Annotated in this window: 22 protein-coding genes and 2 tRNA genes; 16 read left to right on the top strand and 8 right to left on the bottom strand. The window is 41.9% G+C overall.

The features are described 5' to 3' along the window. Positions 1-122 precede the first annotated feature (122 nt). Positions 123-827 (top strand): tRNA1(Val) (adenine(37)-N6)-methyltransferase, encoded by a 705-nt coding sequence (locus tag K8P02_RS07610; protein WP_025867768.1) that lies wholly within the window; start codon positions 123-125, stop codon positions 825-827. A gap of 48 nt (positions 828-875) precedes the next feature. Here K8P02_RS07610 and K8P02_RS07605 read toward each other — a convergent pair. Both K8P02_RS07605 and K8P02_RS07600 read right to left on the bottom strand, forming a co-directional pair. Next, positions 876-950: transfer RNA gene (locus tag K8P02_RS07605), tRNA-Pro, on the bottom strand. 28 nt (positions 951-978) lie between these two features. Continuing rightward, a tRNA-Pro gene (locus K8P02_RS07600) sits at positions 979-1,053 on the bottom strand. Between the two features lie 228 nt (positions 1,054-1,281). Between K8P02_RS07600 and K8P02_RS07595 the strand changes: the two genes are divergently transcribed. Together K8P02_RS07595 and K8P02_RS07590 are read left to right on the top strand one after the other, a co-directional pair. Next, entirely contained in the window at positions 1,282-1,638 is a 357-nt protein-coding gene (locus K8P02_RS07595) for a DUF1622 domain-containing protein (protein WP_025867769.1), read from the top strand. A gap of 47 nt (positions 1,639-1,685) precedes the next feature. After that, a complete protein-coding gene (locus K8P02_RS07590) occupies positions 1,686-1,871 on the top strand; it encodes a hypothetical protein (RefSeq protein ID WP_025867770.1) in 186 nt (61 codons plus the stop codon). Here K8P02_RS07590 and K8P02_RS07585 read toward each other — a convergent pair. Together K8P02_RS07585 and K8P02_RS07580 are read right to left on the bottom strand one after the other, a co-directional pair. Continuing rightward, positions 1,833-3,140 carry a sensor histidine kinase gene (locus K8P02_RS07585; protein WP_025867771.1) on the bottom strand — a complete coding sequence of 436 codons (1,308 nt, stop codon included), beginning with the start codon at positions 3,138-3,140 and terminating at the stop codon, positions 1,833-1,835. The genes K8P02_RS07590 and K8P02_RS07585 overlap by 39 nt on opposite strands. After that, a complete protein-coding gene (locus K8P02_RS07580; RefSeq protein WP_002560216.1) occupies positions 3,137-4,504 on the bottom strand; it encodes a sigma-54-dependent transcriptional regulator in 1,368 nt (455 codons plus the stop codon). The genes K8P02_RS07585 and K8P02_RS07580 overlap by 4 nt, the downstream gene beginning before the upstream one ends. A 388-nt stretch (positions 4,505-4,892) precedes the next feature. On the opposite strand from K8P02_RS07580, the gene K8P02_RS07575 reads away from it, so the two are divergent. Genes K8P02_RS07575 through K8P02_RS07555 form a run of 5 tightly spaced genes read left to right on the top strand, consistent with a single transcriptional unit; the run spans position 4,893 to position 13,059 of the window. Further along, a complete protein-coding gene (locus K8P02_RS07575; protein WP_369880867.1) occupies positions 4,893-6,338 on the top strand; it encodes a TolC family protein in 1,446 nt (481 codons plus the stop codon). Positions 6,339-6,377: 39 nt separating this feature from the next. After that, positions 6,378-7,628 (top strand): efflux RND transporter periplasmic adaptor subunit, encoded by a 1,251-nt coding sequence (locus K8P02_RS07570; RefSeq protein WP_007485648.1) that lies wholly within the window; start codon positions 6,378-6,380, stop codon positions 7,626-7,628. A 17-nt stretch (positions 7,629-7,645) separates the two neighbouring features. Then, on the top strand, positions 7,646-9,979 hold the full coding sequence (locus tag K8P02_RS07565) for an ABC transporter permease (protein WP_007485649.1): 2,334 nt from the start codon (positions 7,646-7,648) through the stop codon (positions 9,977-9,979). Between the two features lie 18 nt (positions 9,980-9,997). Next, positions 9,998-12,355 (top strand): ABC transporter permease, encoded by a 2,358-nt coding sequence (locus K8P02_RS07560; RefSeq protein WP_007485650.1) that lies wholly within the window; start codon positions 9,998-10,000, stop codon positions 12,353-12,355. Between the two features lie 29 nt (positions 12,356-12,384). Beyond that, complete coding sequence (locus tag K8P02_RS07555; RefSeq protein ID WP_007485651.1) at positions 12,385-13,059, top strand: ABC transporter ATP-binding protein; 675 nt, start codon at positions 12,385-12,387, stop codon at positions 13,057-13,059. A 188-nt stretch (positions 13,060-13,247) separates the two neighbouring features. Here the strand turns inward: K8P02_RS07555 and spt are convergent, their stop codons facing one another. Further along, positions 13,248-14,432 (bottom strand): serine palmitoyltransferase, encoded by a 1,185-nt coding sequence (spt, locus tag K8P02_RS07550; protein WP_002560208.1) that lies wholly within the window; start codon positions 14,430-14,432, stop codon positions 13,248-13,250. A gap of 222 nt (positions 14,433-14,654) precedes the next feature. Between spt and K8P02_RS07545 the strand changes: the two genes are divergently transcribed. The 3 genes from K8P02_RS07545 to K8P02_RS07535 are packed head-to-tail and all read left to right on the top strand — an operon-like array spanning position 14,655 to position 17,885. Next, on the top strand, positions 14,655-15,683 hold the full coding sequence (locus tag K8P02_RS07545) for a diacylglycerol/lipid kinase family protein (protein ID WP_002560207.1): 1,029 nt from the start codon (positions 14,655-14,657) through the stop codon (positions 15,681-15,683). A 60-nt stretch (positions 15,684-15,743) separates the two neighbouring features. After that, the gene (gene aspS / locus K8P02_RS07540; protein WP_007485652.1) at positions 15,744-17,501 is read left to right on the top strand and encodes an aspartate--tRNA ligase; all 1,758 of its coding nucleotides are present in this window, start codon (positions 15,744-15,746) and stop codon (positions 17,499-17,501) included. Beyond that, positions 17,502-17,885 carry a GtrA family protein gene (locus K8P02_RS07535; RefSeq protein ID WP_002560205.1) on the top strand — a complete coding sequence of 128 codons (384 nt, stop codon included), beginning with the start codon at positions 17,502-17,504 and terminating at the stop codon, positions 17,883-17,885. Positions 17,886-18,061: 176 nt separating this feature from the next. Here the strand turns inward: K8P02_RS07535 and K8P02_RS07530 are convergent, their stop codons facing one another. Genes K8P02_RS07530 through K8P02_RS07520 form a run of 3 tightly spaced genes read right to left on the bottom strand, consistent with a single transcriptional unit; the run spans position 18,062 to position 20,683 of the window. After that, positions 18,062-18,946, bottom strand: coding sequence for a carbon-nitrogen hydrolase (locus K8P02_RS07530; protein ID WP_002560204.1), 885 nt, complete (start codon positions 18,944-18,946; stop codon positions 18,062-18,064). A gap of 43 nt (positions 18,947-18,989) precedes the next feature. Then, positions 18,990-20,105, bottom strand: coding sequence for an agmatine deiminase family protein (locus K8P02_RS07525; protein WP_002560203.1), 1,116 nt, complete (start codon positions 20,103-20,105; stop codon positions 18,990-18,992). Positions 20,106-20,152: 47 nt separating this feature from the next. Beyond that, complete coding sequence (locus K8P02_RS07520) at positions 20,153-20,683, bottom strand: ferredoxin domain-containing protein (RefSeq protein WP_002560202.1); 531 nt, start codon at positions 20,681-20,683, stop codon at positions 20,153-20,155. A gap of 240 nt (positions 20,684-20,923) precedes the next feature. On the opposite strand from K8P02_RS07520, the gene K8P02_RS07515 reads away from it, so the two are divergent. The 5 genes from K8P02_RS07515 to K8P02_RS07495 all read left to right on the top strand — a co-directional run bounded on the left by K8P02_RS07515 (position 20,924) and on the right by K8P02_RS07495 (position 26,673). Further along, complete coding sequence (locus tag K8P02_RS07515) at positions 20,924-21,544, top strand: ABC transporter ATP-binding protein (protein WP_007485653.1); 621 nt, start codon at positions 20,924-20,926, stop codon at positions 21,542-21,544. A 46-nt stretch (positions 21,545-21,590) separates the two neighbouring features. Further along, positions 21,591-22,391, top strand: a complete 801-nt coding sequence (locus tag K8P02_RS07510; RefSeq protein WP_002560200.1) for an ABC transporter permease — start codon at positions 21,591-21,593, stop codon at positions 22,389-22,391. Beyond that, complete coding sequence (locus K8P02_RS07505; RefSeq protein ID WP_002560199.1) at positions 22,388-22,663, top strand: hypothetical protein; 276 nt, start codon at positions 22,388-22,390, stop codon at positions 22,661-22,663. Before K8P02_RS07510 ends, K8P02_RS07505 begins: the two co-directional genes overlap by 4 nt. A 324-nt stretch (positions 22,664-22,987) precedes the next feature. After that, complete coding sequence (locus tag K8P02_RS07500) at positions 22,988-24,895, top strand: NuoF family protein (protein WP_223382191.1); 1,908 nt, start codon at positions 22,988-22,990, stop codon at positions 24,893-24,895. Positions 24,896-24,906: 11 nt separating this feature from the next. After that, a complete protein-coding gene (locus tag K8P02_RS07495) occupies positions 24,907-26,673 on the top strand; it encodes an NADH-dependent [FeFe] hydrogenase, group A6 (protein WP_025867773.1) in 1,767 nt (588 codons plus the stop codon). Positions 26,674-26,687 lie beyond the last annotated feature (14 nt).

Below are 26,687 nucleotides of genomic sequence, written 5' to 3'. Positions count from 1 at the left end.
TTCATTAATAATAAAGCCCACGTACGATAAAAACACAAAAACAATGCCAAATTATACCGTTTACCGAACGTTATCTCATAATAATTATTTATTTTTGGCAATTTCCATAAGATATTAGCAAAATGCCAAATCCATATTTCCAATTCAAACAGTTCACCGTATGGCACGACAAATGTGCTATGAAAGTAGGAACAGACGGAGTACTACTCGGTGCATGGTCCAGTGTTAAGAACGCCCAAAGAATACTCGACATTGGAACAGGAACCGGATTAGTAGCTTTAATGCTTGCCCAGCGTAGCAACGCTTTTATTGTTGCCCTCGAAATAGACTGTGCCGCTGCCAAACAGGCTACAGAAAACGTGGTACGCTCTCCCTGGCAAGATAGGATAGAAGTGTTACAGGTAGATTTTAAACAGTATACTTCTACTACACGTTTTGATGTCATAGTCTCTAACCCTCCATATTTCGTAGACTCTTTAAAATGCCCTGATCAGCAAAGAAATGCTGCCCGGCACAATAATGAGTTAACTTATGAGGATTTGTTTAGCGGAGTATCACAACTTCTTTCAAAAGATGGAGAATTTACTGTCGTCGTGCCTACAGATGTTTCGGACAGTATAAAAGAAGTTGCCTCCAACCACTCTTTATATCCATGCAGGCAACTGAATGTTATCACCAAACCCGGATTACCCCCTAAAAGAACCTTGATAACTTTTGTATTCAAAAAGCAGGAATGCCGGACAGAAGAACTATTAATAGAACTAACCCGCCATCAATACAGTAAGGAATACATTGAACTAACCAGAGAATACTACCTGAAAATGTAATAAAAAAAGAGGCAACCACATGAATGATGTAATTGCCTCTTTTTTTTGTCGGGGTAGCGGGATTCGAACCCACGACCCCCTGCTCCCAAAGCAGGTGCGCTAACCGGACTGCGCTACACCCCGAAAACTTTTCAATTGAACTCCTTCTTTGTCGGGGTAGCGGGATTCGAACCCACGACCCCCTGCTCCCAAAGCAGGTGCGCTAACCGGACTGCGCTACACCCCGAATAAAAATCGTTGGTGTTCTATCGAAAAGCGGTGCAAAGATAGGGAGTATTTTCAAATTAACAATAGCTAAACCCATTATTTTTGTTACTTAATTTTCAAGACACTGACTGTCACTTATTTATAGTTTCATTTTTTTCTAAAGAAGACTAAAGGTTATTTACGACTGTAAATGAACCAAAATGTCCTGTCAGATGTAGTATTAGTATAACAAATACGAAACGCACCTATGTTTACACAATTTCTGAACCTTCTGGCCACTATCATAAGTGTAATAAGCCTGCTTATTGTTACTTATGGGGCATTGATTGCATTTATAGCTTTCATTATAAATGAATTAAAACGATTTACCGGGAAATACAGCCCTATTAACATTCGCAGATTACGGGCTACTTTTGGTACTTATCTCCTGTTAGGACTCGAATTTCTTATCGCTTCGGATATTCTGAAAACAGTACTGGAACCTACTCTCAACGAACTTGCTATTTTGGGAGGAGTCGTTGTACTGCGTACTATTTTATCTGTTTTCCTGAATAAAGAAATTAAAGAACTTGAGACAGAAAACGGTAAATCTGATGAACCATAAAGAATTTATTATGTTACAAATATACTAAACCTAAACAAGAAAAAGATATGGATACAAAGAAGAAGAATCCCTCTAATAAAAAAGAGGAAGCGCAATTGAAGCTTGAAAGTAAAAAACAAGAAGTACTACCCGGACAACAAATAGCTATCTATAGTGAAGCCACTAAAAAAGATGTCCGGGAGGTTGTTAAAGAGTTAAATCCCGACATAAACAGTCTGGGAAGTAGGGGATAATACAGGAAAAACAAGTGTGAAACAACTACCGGCTCCTTTTTCTGAACGTACTGAAATAGTTCCCCCATGTAAGTTCATAATCTGCTTACACAGGCTGAGCCCGATTCCCGAACCGGATGGTTTGGTAGTAAAGAACGGAACAAATATTTTGTCTATTACATCCGGCAATATACCTTCTCCATTATCTGAGACGGTAAGAATAGAACCTTCTGCAGTCTGAGTAAGTTCAATTTCTATCTGAGCATCGGACTTACGAAAACATGCTTCCCGTGCATTTTTCAACAAATTAATCAGAACTTGTTCTATTTGAGTCCGATCTATCCAAAGAGTAAGGGAAACATTGGGTTGTCTAAAATGGTAGATTTCAGCCGGAAATAACTTCTTCAAATCAGCAAACAATTCACGGGCCGGGACTTGTGTACATACAGGTTCCGGTATTCGTGTAAGCCTGCGATAGTTCTCTACAAATCCTAACAATCCTTTACTTCTCCGATGAATAGTTTGCATGGCCTGAAGCATTACAGCATACTCTTTTTCTGTCAACAGATTTGGCATACCCCGTTCACTGAGCGTTTCTGAGAGAGAGATTATAGGAGTTATTGAATTCATTATTTCGTGAGTCAATACACGTATCAATTTCTGCCAGGCCTCCATTTCGTTTCTCTCCAAAACAGAATGAATGTTTTTCAAACTAATCAGCAATCGTTCCTTTCCCTGTGTGATAAATAGCGTACAAGAGGCGGCCATTTCCAATACTGTTCCATTTCTTTCAATACGTACAACCCGTGTGTCGCTCGTTGAAGCCTTTAGTATTTCTGCCGGTAATTGCGGATTCCGGCCCAGATGGGTTATAGCTGCAAGGTTCATCCATTCTGTATGACCGGATTTATCTGTAACCAGAACAGCTGTATCTACCTTATTTAATAAATTCTCATAATATTGATGTTTAACCTCTTCTTCAAAAAGCCGCTCACGGAAAACTTTCAATGCCTCTGAAAGCTCCTGAGCCATATCTGTCAACACCCTGTTTTTTAATGGAGGATAAAAAGTTTGCGTCATATCATTATAACGAATACTTTCTATCAGACGTGTCATCATGCCTGCCAGTTTCATTTGTACAACATAAAGGTGAATTCCGGTTCCTACTAAGAGCAGGATAGCAACAAGTGTACTAAACCATAAATTGTGTATAAACAACACATAACAAGCTATAGCAAACAATACTAATAATACAATGTGTACAAAAACACTAACGCCATATTGTTTCATAATCCTAATTTTTCAAGTTTCCGGTAAAGAGCAAAACGGGTAATCCCTAAATACTCTGCCGCACGTGTCATATTCCCTTGGCTCAGGCGCAATGCTTTCTCCACAGTCTGCCTTTCCAACTGTTCAAGATTAAGAATTTCATCCTCCTCTTTTTTCCTTCGCTCTATAGTGTGGAAAGGAAAGTTTTCGGGTTTCAATAAAGATCCCTCTCCAAGAATAATTGCTCTTTCAACAGCATGCTGTAATTCACGTACATTACCTGGCCAGGCATATTTTAAGAGTTTATTTTTTGCTTCACGAGTCAATCCGCGTATCTCCTTCTTATATTTACGGCCATAACGGTTCAGAAAATACTCGGCCAACAAGATTATATCATTTCCACGTTCACGAAGAGGAGGAATGTGTACCTCTACCGTATTGATACGGTATAATAAATCCTGCCGGAAGTTAGCTTCATCCACCATTTGCCGGATATCGGTATTGGTAGCGCAAATCAACCGGACATCTATCGGTACAGCCTGTGTAGAGCCTAAGCGGGTGATCTGACGTTTCTCAATGGCAGTCAGTAGCTTTGCCTGCATCGGTAAAGAGAGATTTCCAATCTCATCCAGAAACAAAGTTCCACCGGTTGCTACTTCCATACGTCCGGATTTCGCTCTACGCGCATCTGTAAACGCTCCCTTTTCATAACCGAAAAGTTCACTTTCAAACAACTGTTCGGGAATGCTGCCCAGATCGATCGTCACAAAAGGTTTTCCATAACGGGGAGAACAGCGATATAGTAAATGGGCAAAAACATCTTTTCCTGTTCCGTTTTCACCAAGTATCAGGATGTTTGCATCCGTTTCACTAAGTTTGCCAATCGTAGCAAACACCTCCTTCATGGCAGGCGATTCACCAATAATATCACTTTCCGGGCCAGTCTGTCCACTCAACACCTCTATCTGCTCTTTCAGTGCCTTCACCTCTTTTCCGGAGCGACGTAGCTTCATTCCTGACGAAAGAGTTGCCAAAAGTTTTTCTTTCTCCCAAGGCTTAGGAATAAAATCCGTAGCCCCAGCTTTAATGGCTCGCACAGCTTTGTCGGTATCCGAATAAGCCGTCATAAAAATCACGATAGCCTGCGGATCTGCTTTAAGAATCTGCTCGAGGCTTTCAAAACCTTCCTGTCCGCTGATTGCATCCCGGCTGAAGTTCATATCCAGCAGGATAAGATCCGGTTGGAAGGTAGTCATAAAATATTCGATACGATCAGGAGTAGTAGCTACCTTTATCTTCTCTGACAAGGGTTCGAGCAATAGATTCAGAGCGAAGAGGACATCTTCATTATCATCTACAATTAATATCTTACCGAGGTGCTCCATGTTCTTCTACGAGTTAAGTATATTACCTTACTATCAAACGGTGTACGAGATGTACATCTCGTGCAGTACGACATGCACATCTCGGCATGCACCACATGCACATGTCGAGCAGTACGACATGTACATGTCGTACATCGTTTGATTACGACAATCGGGAGCTTTCTTTACTATATCAAGCATAAAACCCCTACTGTAGCGACAAAGATAAAGATTATATCCGTGTGTTGTGTGTGCGCTATCGCACTATTTTTGTGCGTATATGCACAAGCACACAGTAAGCCGTAGAACATCAATAACATGAATAACAATCAGTTACGACTATGGCATAACTTTTGAACTTCAATTATCAAATACAGAATATATGCAAATCAAAATACTACTTATATTAATGGGCAGCAATTTCATACTTCCGCTAACAGCACAAAAGGAGGTGATGAATCTATCTTTGCAACAAACCATCGAGCTTGCCAAGCACCAGTCGCCCGATGCGCAAACGGCGCGCCACAGTTTCCGGTCGGCATACTGGAACTACAAATCTTATCGTTCCAACTATCTACCAAGCCTTAAACTAACCTCCACACCCTATCTGAACCGGGCGATAGACAAAATCTCACTCGAAGACGGCAAGGTGAAGTTTGTAGAGCAAAACTTACTGAGCACCGATCTTACATTGAGCCTTTCACAAAACATCCCCTGGACGGGAGGTACTTTTTTTATAGAAACGGCCGCACAACGGATGGATCAGTTCGGCGATCACAGTACGTCTTATCAAACTTCGCCCGTCAGCATCGGATACCGCCAATCGCTTTTTGGCTACAACAGCCTGAAATGGAACCGCCGTATCGAACCGCTCCGCTACAAAGAAGCCAAGAAGACTTACATAGAAACACTGGAACTGGTTGCCGCCCGCGCCACACAAAAGTTCTTCGCCCTTGCCACCGCGCAAAGCAATCACGAAATAGCTTCATTCAATTATGCCAACGCAGACACACTCTATCAATATGCCTGGGGGCGTTACAACATCGGCACCATCACCGAAAATGAAATGCTCCAACTGGAACTCAACATGCTTACCGAAGAAACCAACAAGATGAACGCCCGCATCGAGATGGACAACTGCATGCAGGAACTCCGCTCGTATCTGGGCATTCAAAGTGATGAAGACTTGGTAGTAAAAGTGAGTGACCGTGTGCCGGACTTTAGCGTGGAGTTGCACGAAGCCCTGCTGATGGCGAACGAAAACAACCCGGATATTCAAAACATGATCCGCCGGAAGCTGGAAAGTGAAAGCAATGTATCGTATGTACGTGCCAACGCCGGGCTGAAAGCAGACCTCTATCTCAGCTTCGGATTGACCCAGAAAGCCGGGAAGTTGGGAGATGCCTACAAAGACCCGCTCGACAAACAATATGTCAGCCTGGGCATTTCGCTCCCCATTCTCGATTGGGGAAGAGGGAAGGGGCAAATACAGGTGGCCCGTTCGCAACGCGACCTGGTACATACGCAGGTAGAACAAGATAAAACAGACTTTGAACTAAACGTGCGCAAACTGGTGAAACAATTCAACCTACAGACGCAGCGCGTACGCATCGCCTCACGAACAGACGAAACGGCCCAACGAAGAAGTGAAGTAGCCCGCCGCCTCTATATTCAGGGGAAATCTACCATACTCGACCTCAACGCTTCCATCTCCGAGAAGGATGCCGCCCGGCGCAACTATATCTCCACCTTATATAATTACTGGAATTTGTATTACGCGCTCCGTAGCCTGACACTTTTCGACTTCGAGAAGAACCTCCCCCTTGCCACCGATTATAATCTCCTGATAGAATAAGTTCCTCCAATCATAAACCATCTAATCGTAAATATATTCATGGACATCCAACTCAAAAAAAGACCCTGGTACATCCGCTATAAATACCACATAGCCGGAGGGAGTACTTTTATAGCTTTCCTTGTATACGTCATTATCCTTTCCGCCGGTCCCCGCAGACTTCGCATCGACCCGGAAAACATTCAAATGGCAGAAGTACTCGAAGGTAAGTTTATGGAATATGTAGATGTGGAAGGACTTATCCAGCCCATCCTTACCATCAAAATCAATACCCGTGAGGCAGGAAGTGTAGAACGCATCGCAGGAGAGGAGGGAAGCCTGCTCCAAAAAGGTGACACCATACTGATACTCTCCAATCCCGACCTTCTGCGCAGTATCGAAGACCAGCATGATGACTGGGAGAAACAACTCATTACTTATCAAGAAAAGGAGATAGAGATGGAACAAAAGAGCCTGAACCTCCAACAACAGACACTACAGACCAACTACGAACTGGCCCGCCTGAAAAAGAGCTACGATCTCGACAAGGAAGAATTCAATATGGGTATCAAAAGCAAAGCACAGCTCGAAGTAGCCGAAGACGAATACAACTATAAAGTGAAGTATGCCCGGCTTCAACGCGAAGGGCTCCGACATGATTCTACCGTAACCGTCATTCGCAAAGACCTTATCCGCAATGACAGAGAGAGGGAACAGAAAAAGTATATCCGTACCCGAGAACGGCTGGACAACCTGATAGTGAAGGCTCCGATAAGCGGGCAACTGAGTTTCGTCAAAGTCACCCCGGGGCAACAAGTAGGTTCCGGCGAAAGCATAGCCGAGATCAAAGTGCTCGATCCATACAAAGTACATACCTCGCTCAGCGAGTACTACATCGACCGCATCACCACCGGACTCCCCGCCACGATCAATTATCAAGGAAAGAAATACCCTCTCAAGATAACCAAAGTAGTGCCCGAAGTAAAAGACCGCATGTTCGATGTCGATCTCGTTTTTACTGCCGATATGCCAGACAACGTACGTGTAGGCAAAAGCTTCCGCGTGCAAATAGAACTGGGGCAACCGGAGCAGGCCATCGTCCTGTCGAGAGGTAATTTCTATCAATCAACCGGCGGGCAATGGATCTACAAACTAAATGCCTCCAAAACCAAAGCAACCCGCGTTCCGGTCTCTATCGGCCGGCAAAACCCGCTGCAATATGAAATTACAGACGGTTTACAGCCCGGAGATTGGGTAATTACAACAGGATATGATACCTTTGGGGAGGCAGAAGAACTAATATTAAAATAAGAAGGAGAACAAACACAATGATGACACGACATTACATAAAAATGGCCTTCCGCAACTCACTGAAACATAAGACACAGAACATTATAACCATTTTCTGCCTGTCTATCGGCATATTATGTTTCAGTATCGTATATTATTATGTAAATCAATATATGCGTAATCCGTATAGCGAGTTGCCGCACTATCATCAGATGGCATCGCTGAAAGTTATAAACACTACTACCGGAAACCATTCTAGTTTAAAAAAGGCAACCATAGCCCAACTTGAACAACAACCTTTATCGGGTATCGATCTATTGGCACTAAGCCAATATGGATATAATGAGAGGGAAGTAATCGTTATAAATGAAGAAGGTAAAGAGAATATTTACCAGTCCCGGTATACGTTTGTCAATAGTGAATATTTTATTTATCTCGGCATACACTCCATATATACTCATCATCTTCCTACACTGAACAAAGGTGAAGTAATCCTGAGTGAATCTTATGCCAGGCAGCTCTTTGGCAAAAAGAATCCGATAGGAAACAAACTAACCTTTGCCAAATATCCTACAGAAAATACGGAAACAGTCTATTACACCATAAAAGATGTGATACCAGATTTTGGGTACATACAGAATGATTATGATAGCAATAGTAATCTCTTTTTCTCTTATCTGGATGCTCCCGATTGGCTGTCATTAGAAGCTAAGGTATTAATTAATAAGGATCAAACCTTCAACCAGGTTGATAAAGCATTGGAAAACAGAATTGTATTTCAGCAAGACGATACCCTTCATTTTAAAACCATACCTCTGTATAAACGATATGAAATAGACAAAGGAAAGTTCGTTGCCATGCTATCCCTCCTTCTCATCGCTTCGCTGATACTAACGGCCGGGCTGATCAACTTTCTGAAGTTCACCATTCAGTCTTTCTACAATCGGATACGGGAGTTAGGGCTTCGTAAATGTCTGGGTTCTTCCTATTCGGAACTGTTCCGAATGCTGTCATGCGAAGTCCTGTTGATACTTCTACTTTCTTTCCTTTTGACGCTGGCATTCTCCGAATCAATCATTCCCTATCTGTATCATTACCTACCTCTGTCTTATCAGAAGTATATATACATTGATGTTCAGCAACTGAACCTAATGGAATTGGGAATCTTTATATTCGTATTGTTGCTATGTATGATTATTGCTGCAATATCCGTTATCAAAACACGATACATCAGCATCCGGCAAAGCATTTCAGGTGGGAAGCAAGGTAAACACGTATTTCGGAATCTCATGATGGGGGTACAGCTTATTATTTGCTTTTTTTTCACCGGAATGACATTTGGCATATTACAACTCACCAATAGCATGCGTAGTGCTATGTATACTCCCGTTTCATCCACTGAATATAAAAAGAGGTTACAATTAGAGCTATCCGGCATCACATTGCTGCCTCATGCAAAGGAGATCCATCAGCAACTAAAAAGTCTGCCTAACGTACTGGAAACAGTAATCATCAGCTATAATAGCTACATGAATTATGAAACCAGAAATCAGGTAAAGTTATATGGAAAAGTTACAGGAGCAGACTCCAATTACTTATCTTTCTTCAACATTCCTCTATTGAAAGGAGAAATGCCGAAGGAGGATGAAGAAGACGTAGTGTATATCAGCGAAAACCTCGACAGAATCATGCAAAAGGACTCCGCACAAAACACCATAACCATACACTCTAAAACATATCGGATAGCAGGTGTATACAAGGCAGCTCCCTACGAAAAGCTGAATCCGAAATATATGGAATTTTCAGTATATATACCCACCACACTGGGTGGTAACATTTGTTTGCGAGTAGTGCCCGGCACTCAAAAAGAAGTAAAAAAAGAGATAGAAAAGATATGCCGGTGCTATGCACCGGAGACTATCCCATTGAATATCACAACCATGTACCAGTCACGCAATACTGCAGAAACCGGTCCAATGGATATGGCATGTGATATAGCCATATTCCTGTCCGTCATCAGCCTGCTCATTGCTGTACTGAGTATCTATTCCGCTATCTCTTTAGACACCGAGGGACGGCAAAAAGAAATAGCAATACGCAAGATAAACGGAGCAACACCGCGTACAATAACCCTCTTGTTCGGCAAACTATACATACTCTTGCTTGCAATAGGATTCGGCGTAGCATTCCCATTGGTTTATTATATCTTTCATACAATCATGGGCAATGACCTGAAAGATTTTTCTATAAACTTCTACCAGATAGGAGCTTGCTCATTGGTATGCATCTCAATGGTAATACTTATCACAATCGGGTACAAAATATACCGGATCATGAAACTGAACCCGGCAGAAGTAATTAAAAGCGAATAAACAAAAAGAACAACGAATATGGAACTCTTTACTCTAAAACTCATAACCCGTAGTTGGTGGCGGAATAAAATCTTTTTCTTCATCTCTCTGCTCAGCCTTTCAATCGGTTTGGCATGTACCAATCTGCTGCTCACTTTCTTTATTTACGAATACAACATAGAAAGCAATCTTCCTGATAAAGAACAAATTGTATGCCTGCAGCAGGATGCTCCCATGCAGGAAGGGGCAAAAGTTAGCTATGCAGTAGGAACTATCCCGGCCTTGCTCAAAGATAAATTTGCAGAAATAGAAGAGTACGTCCGTATCAACACAATGTCAGCTCAATACTGTAAATACAACACAGAGGTATTCCACGATGTCACATTCATTTGTGCCGACGCATCTCTCCTCTGTTTTTTTGATTACCAGACTCGTACAGGGAACTTGAAAGAAGTATTGATACACCCCGATCAGGTAGCCGTCAGCGAAGAGTTTGCTCAAAAGATGTTTGGCGATACAGATCCGATTGATAAACATATAGATGTATCCATGTCAGACAATGGCAATAAAACGTATGTAGTGAAAGCCGTCATTAAAGCACGTCCGCAGTCACTCTTACGCTTTGACTTAATCACAGGTACAGAAAGTACTTTCTGGGGTGGATTCACATTATTAAAACTAACAGAAGGAAGTAGCCCACAGAGTTTAGCAGATAAAATCAATAACGAATCTATCCCCACTCTTCTTCCGGGAGAAGGCCGTTATTACCTCAAGCCCTTCTCTGAAATCTATTTCTCTACTTCAGGCAAGACAAGCCAGGAGTCATTGTCATACATCCGGCAAAGCAACGTACAGCTTCTCTACATCTGTCTCCTGTCTGCCTTTCTGATATTTGCCATGGCTTGTTTCAATTATACCAATATGAACCTCAGCCGGACACTGCAACAACTGAAAATGATACATATTGAGAAACTGATGGGTAATACACTTACCGGCATCCGAAAGCAGTTATTCGGAGATATCTTCTTGACGGTATTCTTTGCATTTATACTATCCTTGTTGTTCATCAGTGACATCTTACCTTATTTTAATGGTCTATTGGATGCACACCTTCATATAGGTTTCTTTTTCAGCACACAAGTATTACCCTGGTTACTGCTGTTTATACTCATCACCGCCATTGCACCCGGAGCATATATAAGTCATAAGCTATCTCGCATATCGCTGAACGAATATAAAAGCAGGTACATGGGGAAAAGTAAAAGTATTCTTATCGCCTGGCTCATGTGTCTGCAACTGGTTATTTCTATCGGATTATTATTTGCCACACTTACGGCCAATGCCCAGATAAACATATTAAAAAATCAAGCTTATTGTTACGAAAACAAGATTGAAATAAAGATGCCGCACAAGCATCCGGCAAAGCCCTTGCAACAGGAGCTACAGCGGAGTATAAAGGGAATTGAATCTATGACGCTCTCAGAAGGATCGGTTCTGAACTCCTGGATACGCCAGCTACCAATTAAGCAAGACGATGGATCTGAAATGAAGTCTTATCTGCTCGCATTATATACCGATACTGATTTTATAGAAACGATGGATATTGAGCAACTGGCTGGTATTCCTCCTGAGAACTCAAAGAAACAATACACCTATTCCGCAGTTGTGAATGAGAGTTATGTAAAACACATGATTCCCCCCGGCGTATCTCCCATAGGTCACGCTCTTACAGAATTTGATTCGTATGCCGATTCGCTATACATTATCGGAGGGATCGTGAAAGATTTCCCCACAAACTCACTGAAAGATAAGATAGTTCCGGCGATCATATACTTTGTACCGGATAAACAATTGGCTCGTGCTTCCTACCTGCAATTAAAGATCAAGCCGGAAAACAGAAAAGAGACACTATCGGCCATCAGGCAAGGATGGGAAAAAATCAATGGGGGAGAGGTCTTTGATTATCAGGATATGCATCAGGTCTTTATGGAACGTAACAAAGAAGTTCTTACACTTTCGCAAATACTTATGAACTACTCATTGATAGGATTATTGCTTGTTTCATTCGGCTTGTTCGGTATCTTCTGGTATACAGTACGGCAACGTATCCGGGAAATTAGTATCCGAAAGATACATGGTGCAACCTTCCGCCAAGTGATCTGGCTGTTTAGCAAACCCTTCTTTCTGCAAATAGGCATTAGCTATATACTGGCCATTCCTGTCGCTTATTGGTTAATGAAGACCTGGAAAGAGCAGTTTGCCTATAGTACCGGATGGTCATTATGGATTTTCCTGCTTCCTCTATTCATCGTAGTAGGAATATCCATAATTGTCATCAGTCTGCACTGTTATCTGGCAGTCAAATTGAATCCAACGGTAACAATGAAACAAGAATAACTTTTAGAAATCAATAAAAACTCACCATCATGATCAAGACCGTAAACTTACAAAAGATCTTCAAGACCGAAGAAGTAGAAACATGGGCACTGAACAATGTGAATATAGAAGTGAAGGAAGGAGAATTTGTGGCTATTATGGGACCATCCGGTTGCGGCAAATCCACCTTGCTGAACATTTTAGGATTGCTTGACAACCCGACGGGAGGAGAGTATTACCTCCATGGAAAAGAGGTATCCAACTACACTGAGTCTCAACGTACCAACCTCCGTAAGGGAATTATCGGTTTCGTTTTCCAGAGTTTCAATCTGATTGACGAACTAAATGTCTACGAAAATATAGAGCTACCATTACTCTATATGGGTATTCCGGCTTCTGAACGTAAAAAACGTGTAGGAACAGCAATGGAACGCATGGCCATTACTCACCGTAGCAAACACTTCCCACAACAACTTTCCGGAGGCCAACAACAGCGTGTTGCTATTGCCCGTGCAGTAGTATCCAATCCTAAACTGATTCTTGCAGACGAACCAACCGGTAATCTGGACTCCAGAAACGGTAAAGAAGTAATGGGGCTTCTGAGTGAGCTAAATAAAGAGGGTACTACCATTATCATGGTAACCCATTCACAACATGACGCAGGATACGCCGGAAGGGTGATTAATCTATTTGACGGGCAGGTAGTAACAGAAATCAGCATATAAGAATCACACCTGTATACATCTGTATTTCAATGCATTAAAAAGTACGTACTTTATACATACAAACTATGCATATTAAGTCTCTGTTAAATAGGTATTTAACGGAGACTTAAATACGTACTTTTGTATACCAAAAAACGGTTGTACCCAAACCAAGAGTACAACCGTTTTTTATATCTTATAGAGAATGCTTAGATAATCTCTAATTCTTTAAAGCATTTTACTAATTTATCAACAGCAGAGTCAATCTGTTCTTTAGTATGTGTAGCCATCAACGCAACACGCACTAATGTATCTTGCGGAGCACATGCCGGAGGTATAACCGGGTTGATAAATACTCCTTCGTCAAATGCCAGTTTAGTCACCATGAAAGTCTTTTCTGTATCACGTACATAAAGAGGTATAATAGGAGACTCAGTAGCACCGATTTCAAAACCAGCCTCGCGGAAACGCTTCAATGCATAGTTTGTAGCTTCCCACAATGCTTCCAGTCTTTCCGGTTCGTTCTGAATAATATGAAGAGCTTCCAGAGCAGAAGCCGTAGCAGCAGGAGTATTAGATGCACTAAAGATATACGTACGTGCATTGTGACGCAACCAGTTAATGATTGATTCATCTGCAGCAATAAATCCTCCGATAGAAGCTAATGACTTACTGAATGTTCCCATAATCAGGTCTATTTCGTCTGTCAAACCAAAGTGGTCACAAACACCGCGTCCCTGTTTTCCGAATACACCTAAGCCATGAGCTTCGTCTACCATAATAGTAGCATTATACTTATGTTTCAAACGAACTATTTCGGGCAAATTGGCTAAGTCACCTTCCATAGAAAACACACCGTCTACAACAATCAATTTCACAGAATCCGGATTACACTTCTGAAGCTGCTTCTCAAGATCAGCCATATCATTATGCTTGTATTTCAGGTTCTGAGAGAATGACAAACGACGACCATCTACGATAGAAGCATGGTCCCGATCATCACAAATAATATAATCGTTACGATCTGTTAAGCAAGATATTACTCCCGAATTTACAGTAAATCCTGTAGAAAAACAGAGTGAATCTTCTTTACCAACAAAAGCAGCCAATTCTTTTTCCAACTTCACATGCAAGTCGAGTGTACCATTCAAGAAGCGAGAACCGGCACAACCGGAACCATATTTTTTCATAGCTTCGATGCCTGCTGCAATAACTCTTTCATCTCCGGTAAGACCTGTATATGCGTTTGAGCCGAACATTAAAACATTATGTCCACCCATATTTACTTCTGTACCTTGTTTCCCTTCTATCTCACGAAAATAAGGGTATACGCCCATTGCCATATATTGCTGCGGCAGGTCGTACTTAGCTAACTTCTCTTGTAATAATCCCATGAATTGTTATTTATTATTCGCTTTATTGGTTACTGATAGACAACAGTCCAAATCCTTTTATCCTTAATAACTGTTTAAAAACAGGGGGCAAAGATAACAAAATTTGTGTTTGCCTGTTCTTTTTAATAGAAAAAATATACTCTTTCTGCTTTTGAGAAGCCGGAAGATTTAAAATTAAGAAATTTATATTACTTTTGTCGACCACAATCGATTAAAATTAGCATGAACGAAAGCATGAAGAAAATTATATTCATTGTCAATCCGATTTCAGGCACGCAAGGTAAAGAACTTGTTCTCAATTTATTAGATGAAAAGATAGATAAAGAGAGATATACGTGGGATGTGGTGTATACCAAAAGGGCCGGTCATGCAATAGAGATTGCCGCTCAGGCAGCAGCAGAGAAAGCAGATGTTGTAGTAGCCATCGGTGGAGACGGAACTATCAATGAGATAGGACGTTCACTGGTACATACAGAGACAGCATTGGGCATTATACCTTGTGGCTCCGGCAATGGACTTGCAAGACATCTGCATATTCCAATGGAGCCTAAAAAAGCATTGGAAATAATCAATGAAGGAGTAACCGACATTATCGATTACGGCAAGATAAACGGTACTGACTTCTTCTGCACTTGCGGAGTAGGTTTTGATGCCTTTGTCAGCCTGAAGTTTGCCAATGCCGGAAAACGCGGTTTATTGACTTATCTGGAAAAAACCCTGCAAGAGAGTCTGACTTATCAACCGGAAACTTATGAATTGGAAACGGAAGACGGTACCTATAAATATAAAGCTTTCCTCATTGCTTGCGGTAATGCTTCCCAATATGGTAATAATGCATATATAACCCCACAAGCCACCCTTACTGATGGCCTGCTGGATGTCACTATTCTTGAACCGTTTACCGTACTCGATGTTCCTTCACTTGCTTTTCAGTTGTTCAATAAAACCATTGATCAGAATAGCCGTATAAAAACATTTCGTTGCAGAAAATTACGTATTCACCGTACCAGTCCGGGAGTAGTTCACTTCGATGGTGATCCGATGCAAGCCGATGAGAATGTGAACATTGAGCTTATACAAAAAGGGTTACGCGTTATTGTGCCCAAAGAAACTATCGTAAAAGACAATGCTAACGTGTTGCAAAAGGCTCAGGAATACGTTAATGGAATTAAAATGATTAACGAAGCTATTGTAGACAATATTACTCACAAAAATCAGAAAATTATTCGGAAATTAATCCGAAAGGATTAAGAATTTGTGTACTTTTGCAGACTACTACAAAAGTAAAGAATATTATAAAATACAAAATATATGTTTAGAACGCACACGTGTGGAGAACTGAGAATCTCCGATGTAAACAGTCAAGTCACGCTGTCAGGATGGGTACAGCGTAGCCGTAAAATGGGAGGTATGACTTTTATTGACCTTCGTGACCGTTACGGTATCACTCAATTAGTATTCAATGAAGAAGTAAATGCAGAACTATGCGAACAGGCTAATAAACTGGGACGCGAATTCGTAATCCAGGTGATCGGTACTGTAAACGAACGTTTTAGCAAAAACTCAAATATACCTACAGGAGACATTGAAATCATCGTATCGGAATTAAACGTTCTGAACGTTGCCACCACCCCTCCTTTCACTATCGAAGAAAATACAGACGGAGGAGACGACATTCGCATGAAATACCGTTATCTGGACCTTCGTCGTAGTAACGTCCGTTCCAATCTGGAGCTCCGTCATAAAATGACAATAGAAGTACGTAAGTATTTGGATGAACAAGGATTTATAGAAGTGGAAACTCCGGTTTTGGTTGGTTCTACCCCGGAAGGTGCACGTGACTTTGTTGTTCCTTCACGTATGAATCCGGGACAATTCTATGCGTTGCCTCAATCCCCGCAAACTCTGAAGCAATTGTTGATGGTAGCTGGTTTCGACCGTTATTTCCAGATTGCAAAATGCTTCCGTGACGAAGACCTTCGTGCTGATCGTCAACCGGAATTCACTCAGATTGACTGCGAAATGAGTTTTGTTGAGCAAGAGGATATCATCACTACTTTTGAAGGTATGGCCAAGCACTTGTTTAAGACACTTCGCGGAGTTGAACTAACAGAACCATTCGTACGCATGCCATGGAGTGATGCTATGAAATATTACGGTAGCGATAAACCCGATTTACGCTTTGATATGAAATTCGTCGAACTGATGGATATCATGAAAGGACACGGTTTCCCGGTATTTGACAGTGCTGCATACATTGGTGGTATATGTGCAGAGGGTGCTGCAAGTTATACCCGTAAACAACTGGATGCACTGACAGAGTATGTGAAAAGACCTCAAATAGGTGCCAAAGGTATGGTATACGCACGTATAGAAGCTGATGGAACTGTAAAATCAAGTGTTGACAAGTTCTATACCCAGGAAATATTGCAACAAATGAAGGAAGCTTTCGGTGCTAAACCGGGAGACTTAATTCTGATTCTCTCCGGTGACGATGCTATGAAAACCCGTAAACAGCTTTGCGAACTTCGTTTGGAGATGGGTAAACAGTTAGGTTTACGTGATAAGAATAAATTCGCTTGCTTGTGGGTAGTAGATTTCCCAATGTTTGAGTGGAGCGAAGAAGAAGGACGCCTGATGGCAATGCACCATCCATTCACTCATCCTAAAGATGAAGATATTCATTTATTGGATAGCGATCCGGCAGCAGTTCGTGCAGATGCCTATGACATGGTCGTTAATGGTGTAGAAGTAGGTGGAGGTTCTATTCGTATCCACGATTCACAATTGCAAGCCAAGATGTTCGAGATTTTAGGGTTCACTCCTGAAAAAGCACAGGAACAATTTGGCTTCTTAATGAATGCATTCAAATTTGGTGCACCTCCTCATGGTGGATTGGCTTACGGACTCGATCGGTGGGTATCACTTTTCGCAGGGCTTGATTCTATTCGTGATTGCATTGCATTCCCCAAGAATAATTCGGGTCGTGACGTTATGTTGGATGCTCCGGCAGCACTTGATCCGTCTCAACTTGATGAACTGAATCTGATAGTAGATATTAAGGAATAAGTGAAAGAATCAGTACGCATCTTTAGATTTGCCGTAATAGGTACGCTCAATGCATTGATTACAGCATTTGTCATCTGGTTAATGATGAATGAGCTATCATACGATTATATTCCTGCAAATATTACTGCGTATATCGTAGCCCAGATACATAATTTTATATGGTGTAAGTATTGGGTATTCCCCACAGAAGACAAAAAGAACAACCTCTGGCAACAGGTGTTGTTCTTTGCTATGGCTTTCGGAATAGCCTACAGTGCGCAATTTATATTCCTTATCATACTGGTGGAAGCAGGAGATGTAAACGAGTATCTGGCACAGTTCCTCGGACTATTTATCTACGGTACAGTTAATTTTATAACAAACAGGAAACTCACTTTCCGGTGAGATTCAATTTCACCAGAGAGAGAGTAACACTATTGAAACGCAGAATTAACGCAGATTTTCGCAAAGGAAAACAAAAGATAAAAGAATAACAGTCTTTCAAATCTGCGATAATTCGCGTTAATTTGCGTTTATCAAATAATTAGCACTCTGTGGAACTCTGTGGTGAATTTTGAATCTTAATCCAGGAATCGCTTTGTCAGCCCTTCATATTCATCTATTCTTCTGTCTCTCAGGAATGGCCACCAACGACGAACATTTTCCGAACGTTCCATATCAATTTCTACTACTATATTTTCCGGACGATCATTAGCGGCCTGTGCAAGAAGTTCTCCCTGCGGACCGGCAACAAAACTATTTCCCCAGAAAAGAATACCATTTGTCTGCATAGACGGATCGGGCTCATGCCCAACGCGGTTGACAGAAATAACCGGAAGCCCGTTTGCTACAGCATGGGCACGCTGAGAGATAATCCATGCATTGAGCTGACGAATCTTTTCATCATCCGCATCCGAACTCTCCCAGCCAATAGCGGTAGGATAAATTAGTAATTCGGCTCCTTTCAGGGCCATAAGACGGGCAGCTTCCGGATACCATTGATCCCAACAGACAAGTACTCCTAATTTGCCTAAAGATGTCTGAATAGGCTCAAAGCCAATATCTCCCGGAGTGAAATAGAATTTCTCATAATAAGCAGGATCATCAGGAATATGCATCTTGCGATATTTTCCGGCAATACTGCCATCACTGTCAAAAACAACCGCAGTGTTGTGATACAATCCCGGAGCACGTTTCTCAAACAAAGAGGTAACCAACACAATCTGGTTACTGGCAGCCAGTTCGGAATAAAATCCGGTAGAAGGGCCGGGGATAGGTTCTGCCAGATCAAATAAGTTTGTATTTTCTGTCTGGCAAAAATACAAAGAGTTATGTAACTCCTGCAATACAACCAGTTGTGCACCACGTGCGGCACATGCTTCTATACTTTGAGCCAGATTCATCAGATTAGTTCTGATATCTGAAGTATTGGCCTGTTGAATCAAGCCGACTTTTATATTTCTCATCTTAGTAATTTACGATTAGACAATTTACGATTTACGATTGAGGTTACTTCAGGATACCTGTGGGGTATTGCATGGTTACACAATGCAAAGAGCCATGCTGCCTGATCAAAGCGCGGCAGTCAATGCCAATTATATCATACCCAGGAAAAGCTTCCTGCAAAACTTCTTCTGCACGTTTATCCTTCTCAGGTTGATCATAAGTTGGATAAAGTACTGCATCGTTCAGTATCAAGAAATTAGCATAAGTGGCAGGCAAGCGTTCTCCTTCTTCCTGCACTTCATCGGCCATTGGCAAAGCTAATAGGCGATAAGACTCTCCGGCCAACGTACGAAATGTTTTAAGCTGCTCTTCCATGGCATGAAGAGATTTATAATGTTCATCTTTCTCATCTTCACATTGTACATATACGATCGTATCAGCGGGGCATAAACGGGCAAGTGTATCGATATGACTATCTGTATCATCTCCTGCCAGATAACCATGATCCAGCCAAAGTACCTGCTGAAGATGAAATACACTCTTCAGATATTCCTCAATCTCCACTTTATTCATTTGCCCGTTACGATTGGGCGACAATAAACATTCGGAAGTCGTGAGCAATGTACCCATACCATCACTTTCAATAGAACCTCCTTCGAGAACAAAACCGAGACGGTTGACATAGCGTCCTTTCAGAACTCCGTTTTCAATGGCACGACGGGTAATCTGATTATCCAGATCGGAAGCAAACTTCAGCCCCCAGCCATTAAAAGTGAAATCGAGCAGGGAAGGGGCATCTACGTCCATCATGGTAATAGCTCCATGATCACGTGCCCAGGTATCATTTGTACCACACTTCAGAAAGCGTACATTCTCCATATTCACAGTAGCAGCGATCTGCTTCTTCACTTCTTCCGGTTCGGGCGTTACAATCAGTAACAACTCTCGCTTAGCGATCTCATTGGCTATATTGACAAAACATTCCTGCACTTCATCAAGCATATAGGCCCAGTCTGTCCCCGCATGAGGCCAGGTCAGCTGAACACCACTTTGCGGATACCATTCAGCAGGAAGAAAGGGTGCCCGCATCTCTGTTTGCTGAGCCATCACCTTACCAAAATTCAACTGCAAATCCTTTTCCGAACCGCCCGAACAAGGAAGCCCAACTATAATTCCCATCTGTTTACTTGCAATTTAATATTTATAAATCTTTAGAACAACCCTATTTACTGTTTTGGCTTACGGTCAAAGAACGGATTCTTAGAAGAAGCACTAACAGGAATAGCCATCACCATTTTACAATCTTTCAGCCAATTGAGTTGCTGGGCAGCCAACCCGGCCGAAAACATCACACGTGTATCCACCCTCATATCGGCAGCTGTAGCACATGCCGAACCAATGGCAATACCTACATCAATACTATTTAGCGCACAGGGTACTCCTTCGGCACGAGCTGCACACGTAGCATATCCGCAATGTCCGCAATTCAATCCCTGCGCTTGCTCGCGCGTACCTATTAATACAATGCATTCAGCACTTAGAATATTATCGGCATCGCGAAGAAAGAATTTCATTCCATGCTCCTCAACCATTGCAATCATCTTGTCAGACAATATTTTGATATCCTCACCTGTAACCAAAGCCACTTCTATTATATCAATACCTTTTCCTTTCGGAGCAGTACGGGCAGCTGTCATCATCTGCCGCGCCACGTTGAGTATATGCTCGTGGCGAATGTCTCGTTCATTCTGTATCATAGCCTTTATTTTAAATAAAATCAGTAAGCAAAGATAAATATAAAAATGCAGTTGAAAAAAGAATTAATTCCTTATCTGATCCGGGAGGGTTATATACATGCGGAACGGGTGTAAGTTACAGGCAAGTAAGGTAATATCCCTCCTAAAAACATCCCTCATCGAAGCAGGTAGAATCAATTATTCTACGATTCTTCCAATATTTTGTTTACCTTTGTCAGAAAGATAGAACAAAAAAGTAAAATGCTACAAATAGACAATGCATGTATTGCTTTCGGAGACGAAGAACTTTTTTCCGGTTTTTGCATGCAGTTACATAAAGGTGAAACCGCTTGTATCGCAGGCGAATCGGGGCGAGGAAAAACTTCTCTTCTAAATGCTGTCATGGGATTTGTCCCTCTACGTAAAGGAACAATTACCGTAGGTGACTTCGAACTGACCCGAAATACCATTGACACCATTCGCCGGCAGATAGCCTGGATTCCGCAGGAACTGGCTCTGCCTATGGAATGGGTGAAGGAAATGGTACAGTTACCTTTCGAACTAAAAGCAAACAGGGGAGCCTCTTTTTCTGAAGAAAGACTGTTCAGTTGTTTTGCAGAATTGGGGTTGGATGAAGATTTGTATCGAAAACGGGTAGGGGAAGTATCCGGCGGACAACGGCAACGTATTATGATAGCCGTAGCTGCCTTGCTGAAAAAGCCACTTATCATAGTAGATGAGCCTACTTCGGCACTCGACTCCGGCTCTACAGATAAAGTACTGGCCTTTTTCCGGAAGCAGGCCGAACAAGGAGCTGCCGTTCTCGCCGTATCACATGATAAAACCTTTGCTCATGGCTGCCACCAATTAATAGCCCTGTAACTTCAATCGTCTAATTGTAAATCATTTAATTTGTAAATACCTCTCTATGGGAACCATCGATATATCATACCTTAGTCTGCTAACAGGGTTACTCTTACTGATAATCCCTGTATTTTATTTATGGAAATTTAAAACCGGACTACTCAAAGCCACTCTTATCGGTACAGCACGTATGATCGTACAACTCTTCCTTATCGGGATGTACTTAAAATATTTGTTTTTGTGGAATAATCCGTGGATAAACTTTCTGTGGGTGATTATTATGATATTTGTAGCCGGACAGACAGCTCTCGTACGTACCGGGCTAAAGCGAAAAATACTATTGATTCCTATCAGTGTAGGCTTTCTATGCAGTGTTGTCCTGGTTGGGATGTACTTTATTGGCGTAGTGCTACAGCTGGACAATGTATTCAGCGCACAATACTTCATTCCTATTTTCGGTATCTTAATGGGAAACATGCTTTCGAGTAATGTCATTGCACTAAATACCTACTACAGTGGATTGAAACGGGAAGAACAACTCTATTGTTATTTGCTCGGCAATGGGGCTACCCGGCAGGAAGCACAGGCACCTTTCATCCGGCAGGCAATCATTAAAGCCTTCAGCCCACTGATAGCTAACATTGCTGTAATGGGATTGGTTGCACTTCCGGGAACAATGATTGGTCAGATATTGGGAGGGAGTAGTCCGAATGTGGCTATCAAGTATCAGATGATGATTATGGTCATTACGTTTACAGCTTCCATGCTTTCATTGATGATCACCATTTCGCTGGCATCACGTAAATCATTTGATGCTTACGGCAAACTACTACAGGTCATGGTAGAAAAGAAAGAGAAAAAATGATTGAACAGATTCTGGAATTCATTTCAAAGTTATCAACACCGGGATTCTTCATTACAGCAGAAGTCTCACGGGAAGGGATCGTTATACCACCCGACATAGAACGCTTCATTCGGGAGAAACTTGTGTTAATAGAACAAGGAACAAATGTACGAAAATTCATTTATCAAAAAGAAGATTGGAGAATTATATTCACATTTTTCCCTACAGATAGAGTAGTAGACGAGAAATACGCTTTAAAAAATAAAGTTCTTATTAAATATAAACGGTTTTGAGTGTATTTCACCACAGAATAACACGGAGTTCCACAGAGTTTAAATCTTTATTGAAACACAGACAAACGCAGATTTTCGCAAAGGAAAACAAATGTATGATAAAAAACTACAGGCTTTTAATCTGTGTTAATCCGCGTCTCATCAGATAGACACTACTCTGTCTTAATGATACATAAAAGTCGTTTTTGTAACCTCCAGTATACAAATACAGCCCAAATAAGCTATTTAATTCCCACATAATGCTTTCCTTTTAATATTTCACACGCTTTCTTTTTGTATAATCATTTGAATTACTATATTTGTTCCGAACTTAATTTAATACGGATGAAAATACTATCAATTCACGATCTTGAAAAGATCAGAAGAAGTGCGGAGACTGCCCTCCGTTTACGTGAAGAGAGCAATGATAAAGTAACTGAAAACAGTTGTGGGCTGGCTCTTGGTTCACAACATTTGCAGATTCTGATCTGTGGAGGTACGGGCTGCAAAGCATCTTCCAGTCACCTTATTGCTGACAATCTGAACAAAATACTTAAAGAAAGCGGAATAGCAGACAAAGTAGAAGTAATCACGACCGGATGCTTTGGTTTTTGTGAAAAAGGTCCTATCGTAAAAATCATTCCGGACAACACTTTCTATACTCAAGTCACCCCCGAAGATGCCGAAGAAATTGTAAAGGAGCATATTATAGGAGGAAAGAAAATAGAACGCCTGCTGTACACTGATCCTAAGACGGAACAAAAAGTAAGTGACTCCAAACACATGGATTTCTATCGGAAGCAATTACGAATTGCATTGCGTAATTGCGGATTTATAGATCCGGAGAATATAGAAGAATACATCGCACGTAATGGTTATGTAGCTTTAGCAAACTACTTGCTCAACCATACTCCGGATAAAGTGATAGATGTAATCAAACGCTCTGGACTACGTGGACGGGGAGGTGGTGGATTTCCCACAGGTCTGAAATGGGAACTGACTGCCCGTCAGGAATCCGACATTAAATATGTAGTCTGTAACGCTGATGAAGGAGATCCGGGAGCATTTATGGATCGTTCAATCATGGAAGGTGATCCCCATTCTATTATTGAGGCAATGGCTTTGTGCGGATACTCCATCGGAGCCTCCAAAGGCTTGGTATACATCCGTGCAGAATATCCGCTCGCCATACATCGGTTGAAAACAGCCATCACACAGGCCCGTGAATACGGATTATTAGGCGGACACATATTAGGAACAGATTTCTGCTTTGATATAGATATAAGATATGGAGCCGGTGCATTTGTGTGCGGTGAAGAAACTGCACTCATCCATTCAATGGAAGGTAAAAGGGGAGAACCTACTTTGAAACCACCTTTCCCGGCTGAATCGGGATACCAAAACCAACCAACCAATGTGAACAATGTGGAAACATTAGCAAATATACCTATTATATTAATCAACGGAGCCGAATGGTTTGCTTCCATCGGTACAGAACGCTCTAAAGGGACGAAAGTTTTCGCTTTAGCCGGAAAGATTAATAATGTAGGATTGATAGAGGTTCCAATGGGAACAACACTACGGGAAGTAATTTATGAAATAGGCGGAGGAATCAAAGGAGATAAAAAGTTTAAAGCTGTACAAACAGGAGGCCCGTCAGGTGGTTGCCTCACAGAAAAACACCTCGATACACCCATCGACTTCGATAACCTGCTTGCTGCCGGTTCTATGATGGGGTCCGGAGGAATGATTGTTATGGACGAAGACGATTGTATGGTATCGGTAGCCCGCTTCTTCCTTGATTTCACGGTAGAAGAGTCCTGTGGCAAGTGTACCCCTTGTCGTATCGGTAATAAACGATTATTGGAACTACTCAATAAAATAACGGAAGGTAAAGCTACAGAAAAAGATCTACAGACGCTGCAAACGCTTGGTAAAGTTATAAAAGATACCGCGCTGTGTGGATTGGGACAGACATCTCCCAACCCGGTATTGTCTACATTGGATAACTTTTATGATGAATACATAGAGCATGTACGGGATAAGACTTGCCGTGCCAAACAATGTAAATCTCTGCTCACGTACTATATCAATCCCGATCTGTGTATCGGTTGTCACCTTTGTGCCAAAAACTGTCCGGCAGATGCCATCATAGGTCTGCCACGTAAACCACATACTGTTCTTCCCGAAAAATGTATCAAGTGTGGTATGTGTATGGCACGCTGTAAATTTAACGCAATCTCTGTATGCTAATCTCAAACACTATGGAAACCAAAGAAGTAACACTACAAATAGACCGTCACTCGATAACCGTACCTGTTGGTACTACTATTTTGGAAGCCGCCACCGAAATCGGCATAAACATACCAACCCTCTGCCACATTGACCTGAAGGGTACTTGTATCAAAAACAATCCAGCTTCCTGCCGTATCTGTGTGGTAGAGGTGGAGGGTAGAAAGAATCTTGCTCCTGCCTGTGCCACTAAATGTACAGAAGGGATGACAGTGCGTACCAGTACACTACGAGTGATGAATGCACGAAAAATAGTAGCTGAACTTATTCTGTCCGATCACCCGAATGACTGTCTGACCTGCCCAAAATCCGGCAATTGTGAATTGCAGAATCTTGCTCTTCGTTTCAACGTACGCGAAATGCCATTCACTGGCGGAGAGCTTTCATTGCGTAAACGGGAAGTAACTTCTTCCATCGTTCGCAACATGGATAAATGTATTTTTTGCAGACGATGTGAAAGCGTTTGCAATGATGTACAGACAGTAGGTGCCTTGGGAGCCGTACGCAGAGGTTTCAATACCACCATTGCTCCTGCATTTGACAAAAAAATGAGTGAAAGTGAATGCACTTATTGCGGACAATGCGTTGCTGTTTGTCCGGTAGGAGCGCTGACTGAGCGCGATCATACCAACCGGCTTCTTGAAGATCTGGACGATCCTGATAAAGTGGTTATTGTACAAACAGCTCCTGCTGTACGCGTGGCCTTAGGAGAGGAATTCGGTTTGCCCGCCGGTACCCCGGTTACAGGCAAAATGGTATATGCCCTCCGCGAATTAGGTTTCAATTATGTATTCGATACCGATTTTGCAGCTGATCTTACTATTATGGAAGAAGGAACAGAAGTGCTGGACAGACTCACACGCTTCCTAAACGGGGATAAAAATGTATGTTTGCCTATCCTGACTTCCTGTTGCCCGGCATGGGTGAACTTCTTTGAACATCATTTTCCCGATTTACTAAATATCCCATCTACGGCTCGTTCTCCGCAACAAATGTTCGGTTCCATAGCCAAGACATATTGGGCAGAGAAAATGGGTATTCCACGTGAAAAATTAGTAGTGGTTTCCATCATGCCTTGCCTGGCAAAGAAATACGAATGCGACCGGGAAGAGTTTAAAGTCAATGGCAATCCCGATGTGGATTATTCCATCTCCACCCGCGAACTGGCTACACTTATCAAACGTGCTAATATTGGTTTCAACCTGTTACCAAACAGTGAATTTGACAATCCAATGGGAGAATCAACGGGAGCCGGTGTGATCTTCGGAACAACCGGTGGAGTTATGGAAGCTGCCTTACGATCCGTATATGAAATCTATACAGGTACCACACTGGAAAATGTAAACTTTGAGCATGTCAGAGGATTAGAAGGAGTACGCCGGGCTACTATCAACCTGAATGGCTTTGAGTTGAAAGTGGGGATTGCTCATGGTTTAGGAAATGCACGCCGCTTGTTGGAAGATATCCGAAACGGACATAATGAGTACCATGCTATCGAAATTATGGCTTGTCCCGGAGGATGTATTGGTGGTGGAGGGCAACCGCTCCATCACGGACGGGCAGATATACTGTATGCACGTTCTCGTGCTTTATATGAAGAAGATGCGCAGAAACCTTTGCGGAAATCACACGAGAATCCGTATATTCAAAAACTTTATGAAGAATATTTGGGTAAACCTCTCAGTGAGAAAGCACATATGCTACTGCACACACATTATTTCAATAAAGCCATTGATTAACGCCTAAAAAGTAA

The sequence above is a fragment of the Bacteroides nordii genome (assembly GCF_019930665.1).
Lineage (GTDB): Bacteria > Bacteroidota > Bacteroidia > Bacteroidales > Bacteroidaceae > Bacteroides > Bacteroides nordii.
Note: the sequence above shows the minus strand (reverse complement) of the source record. Positions and strands in the feature narration are given on the sequence as shown.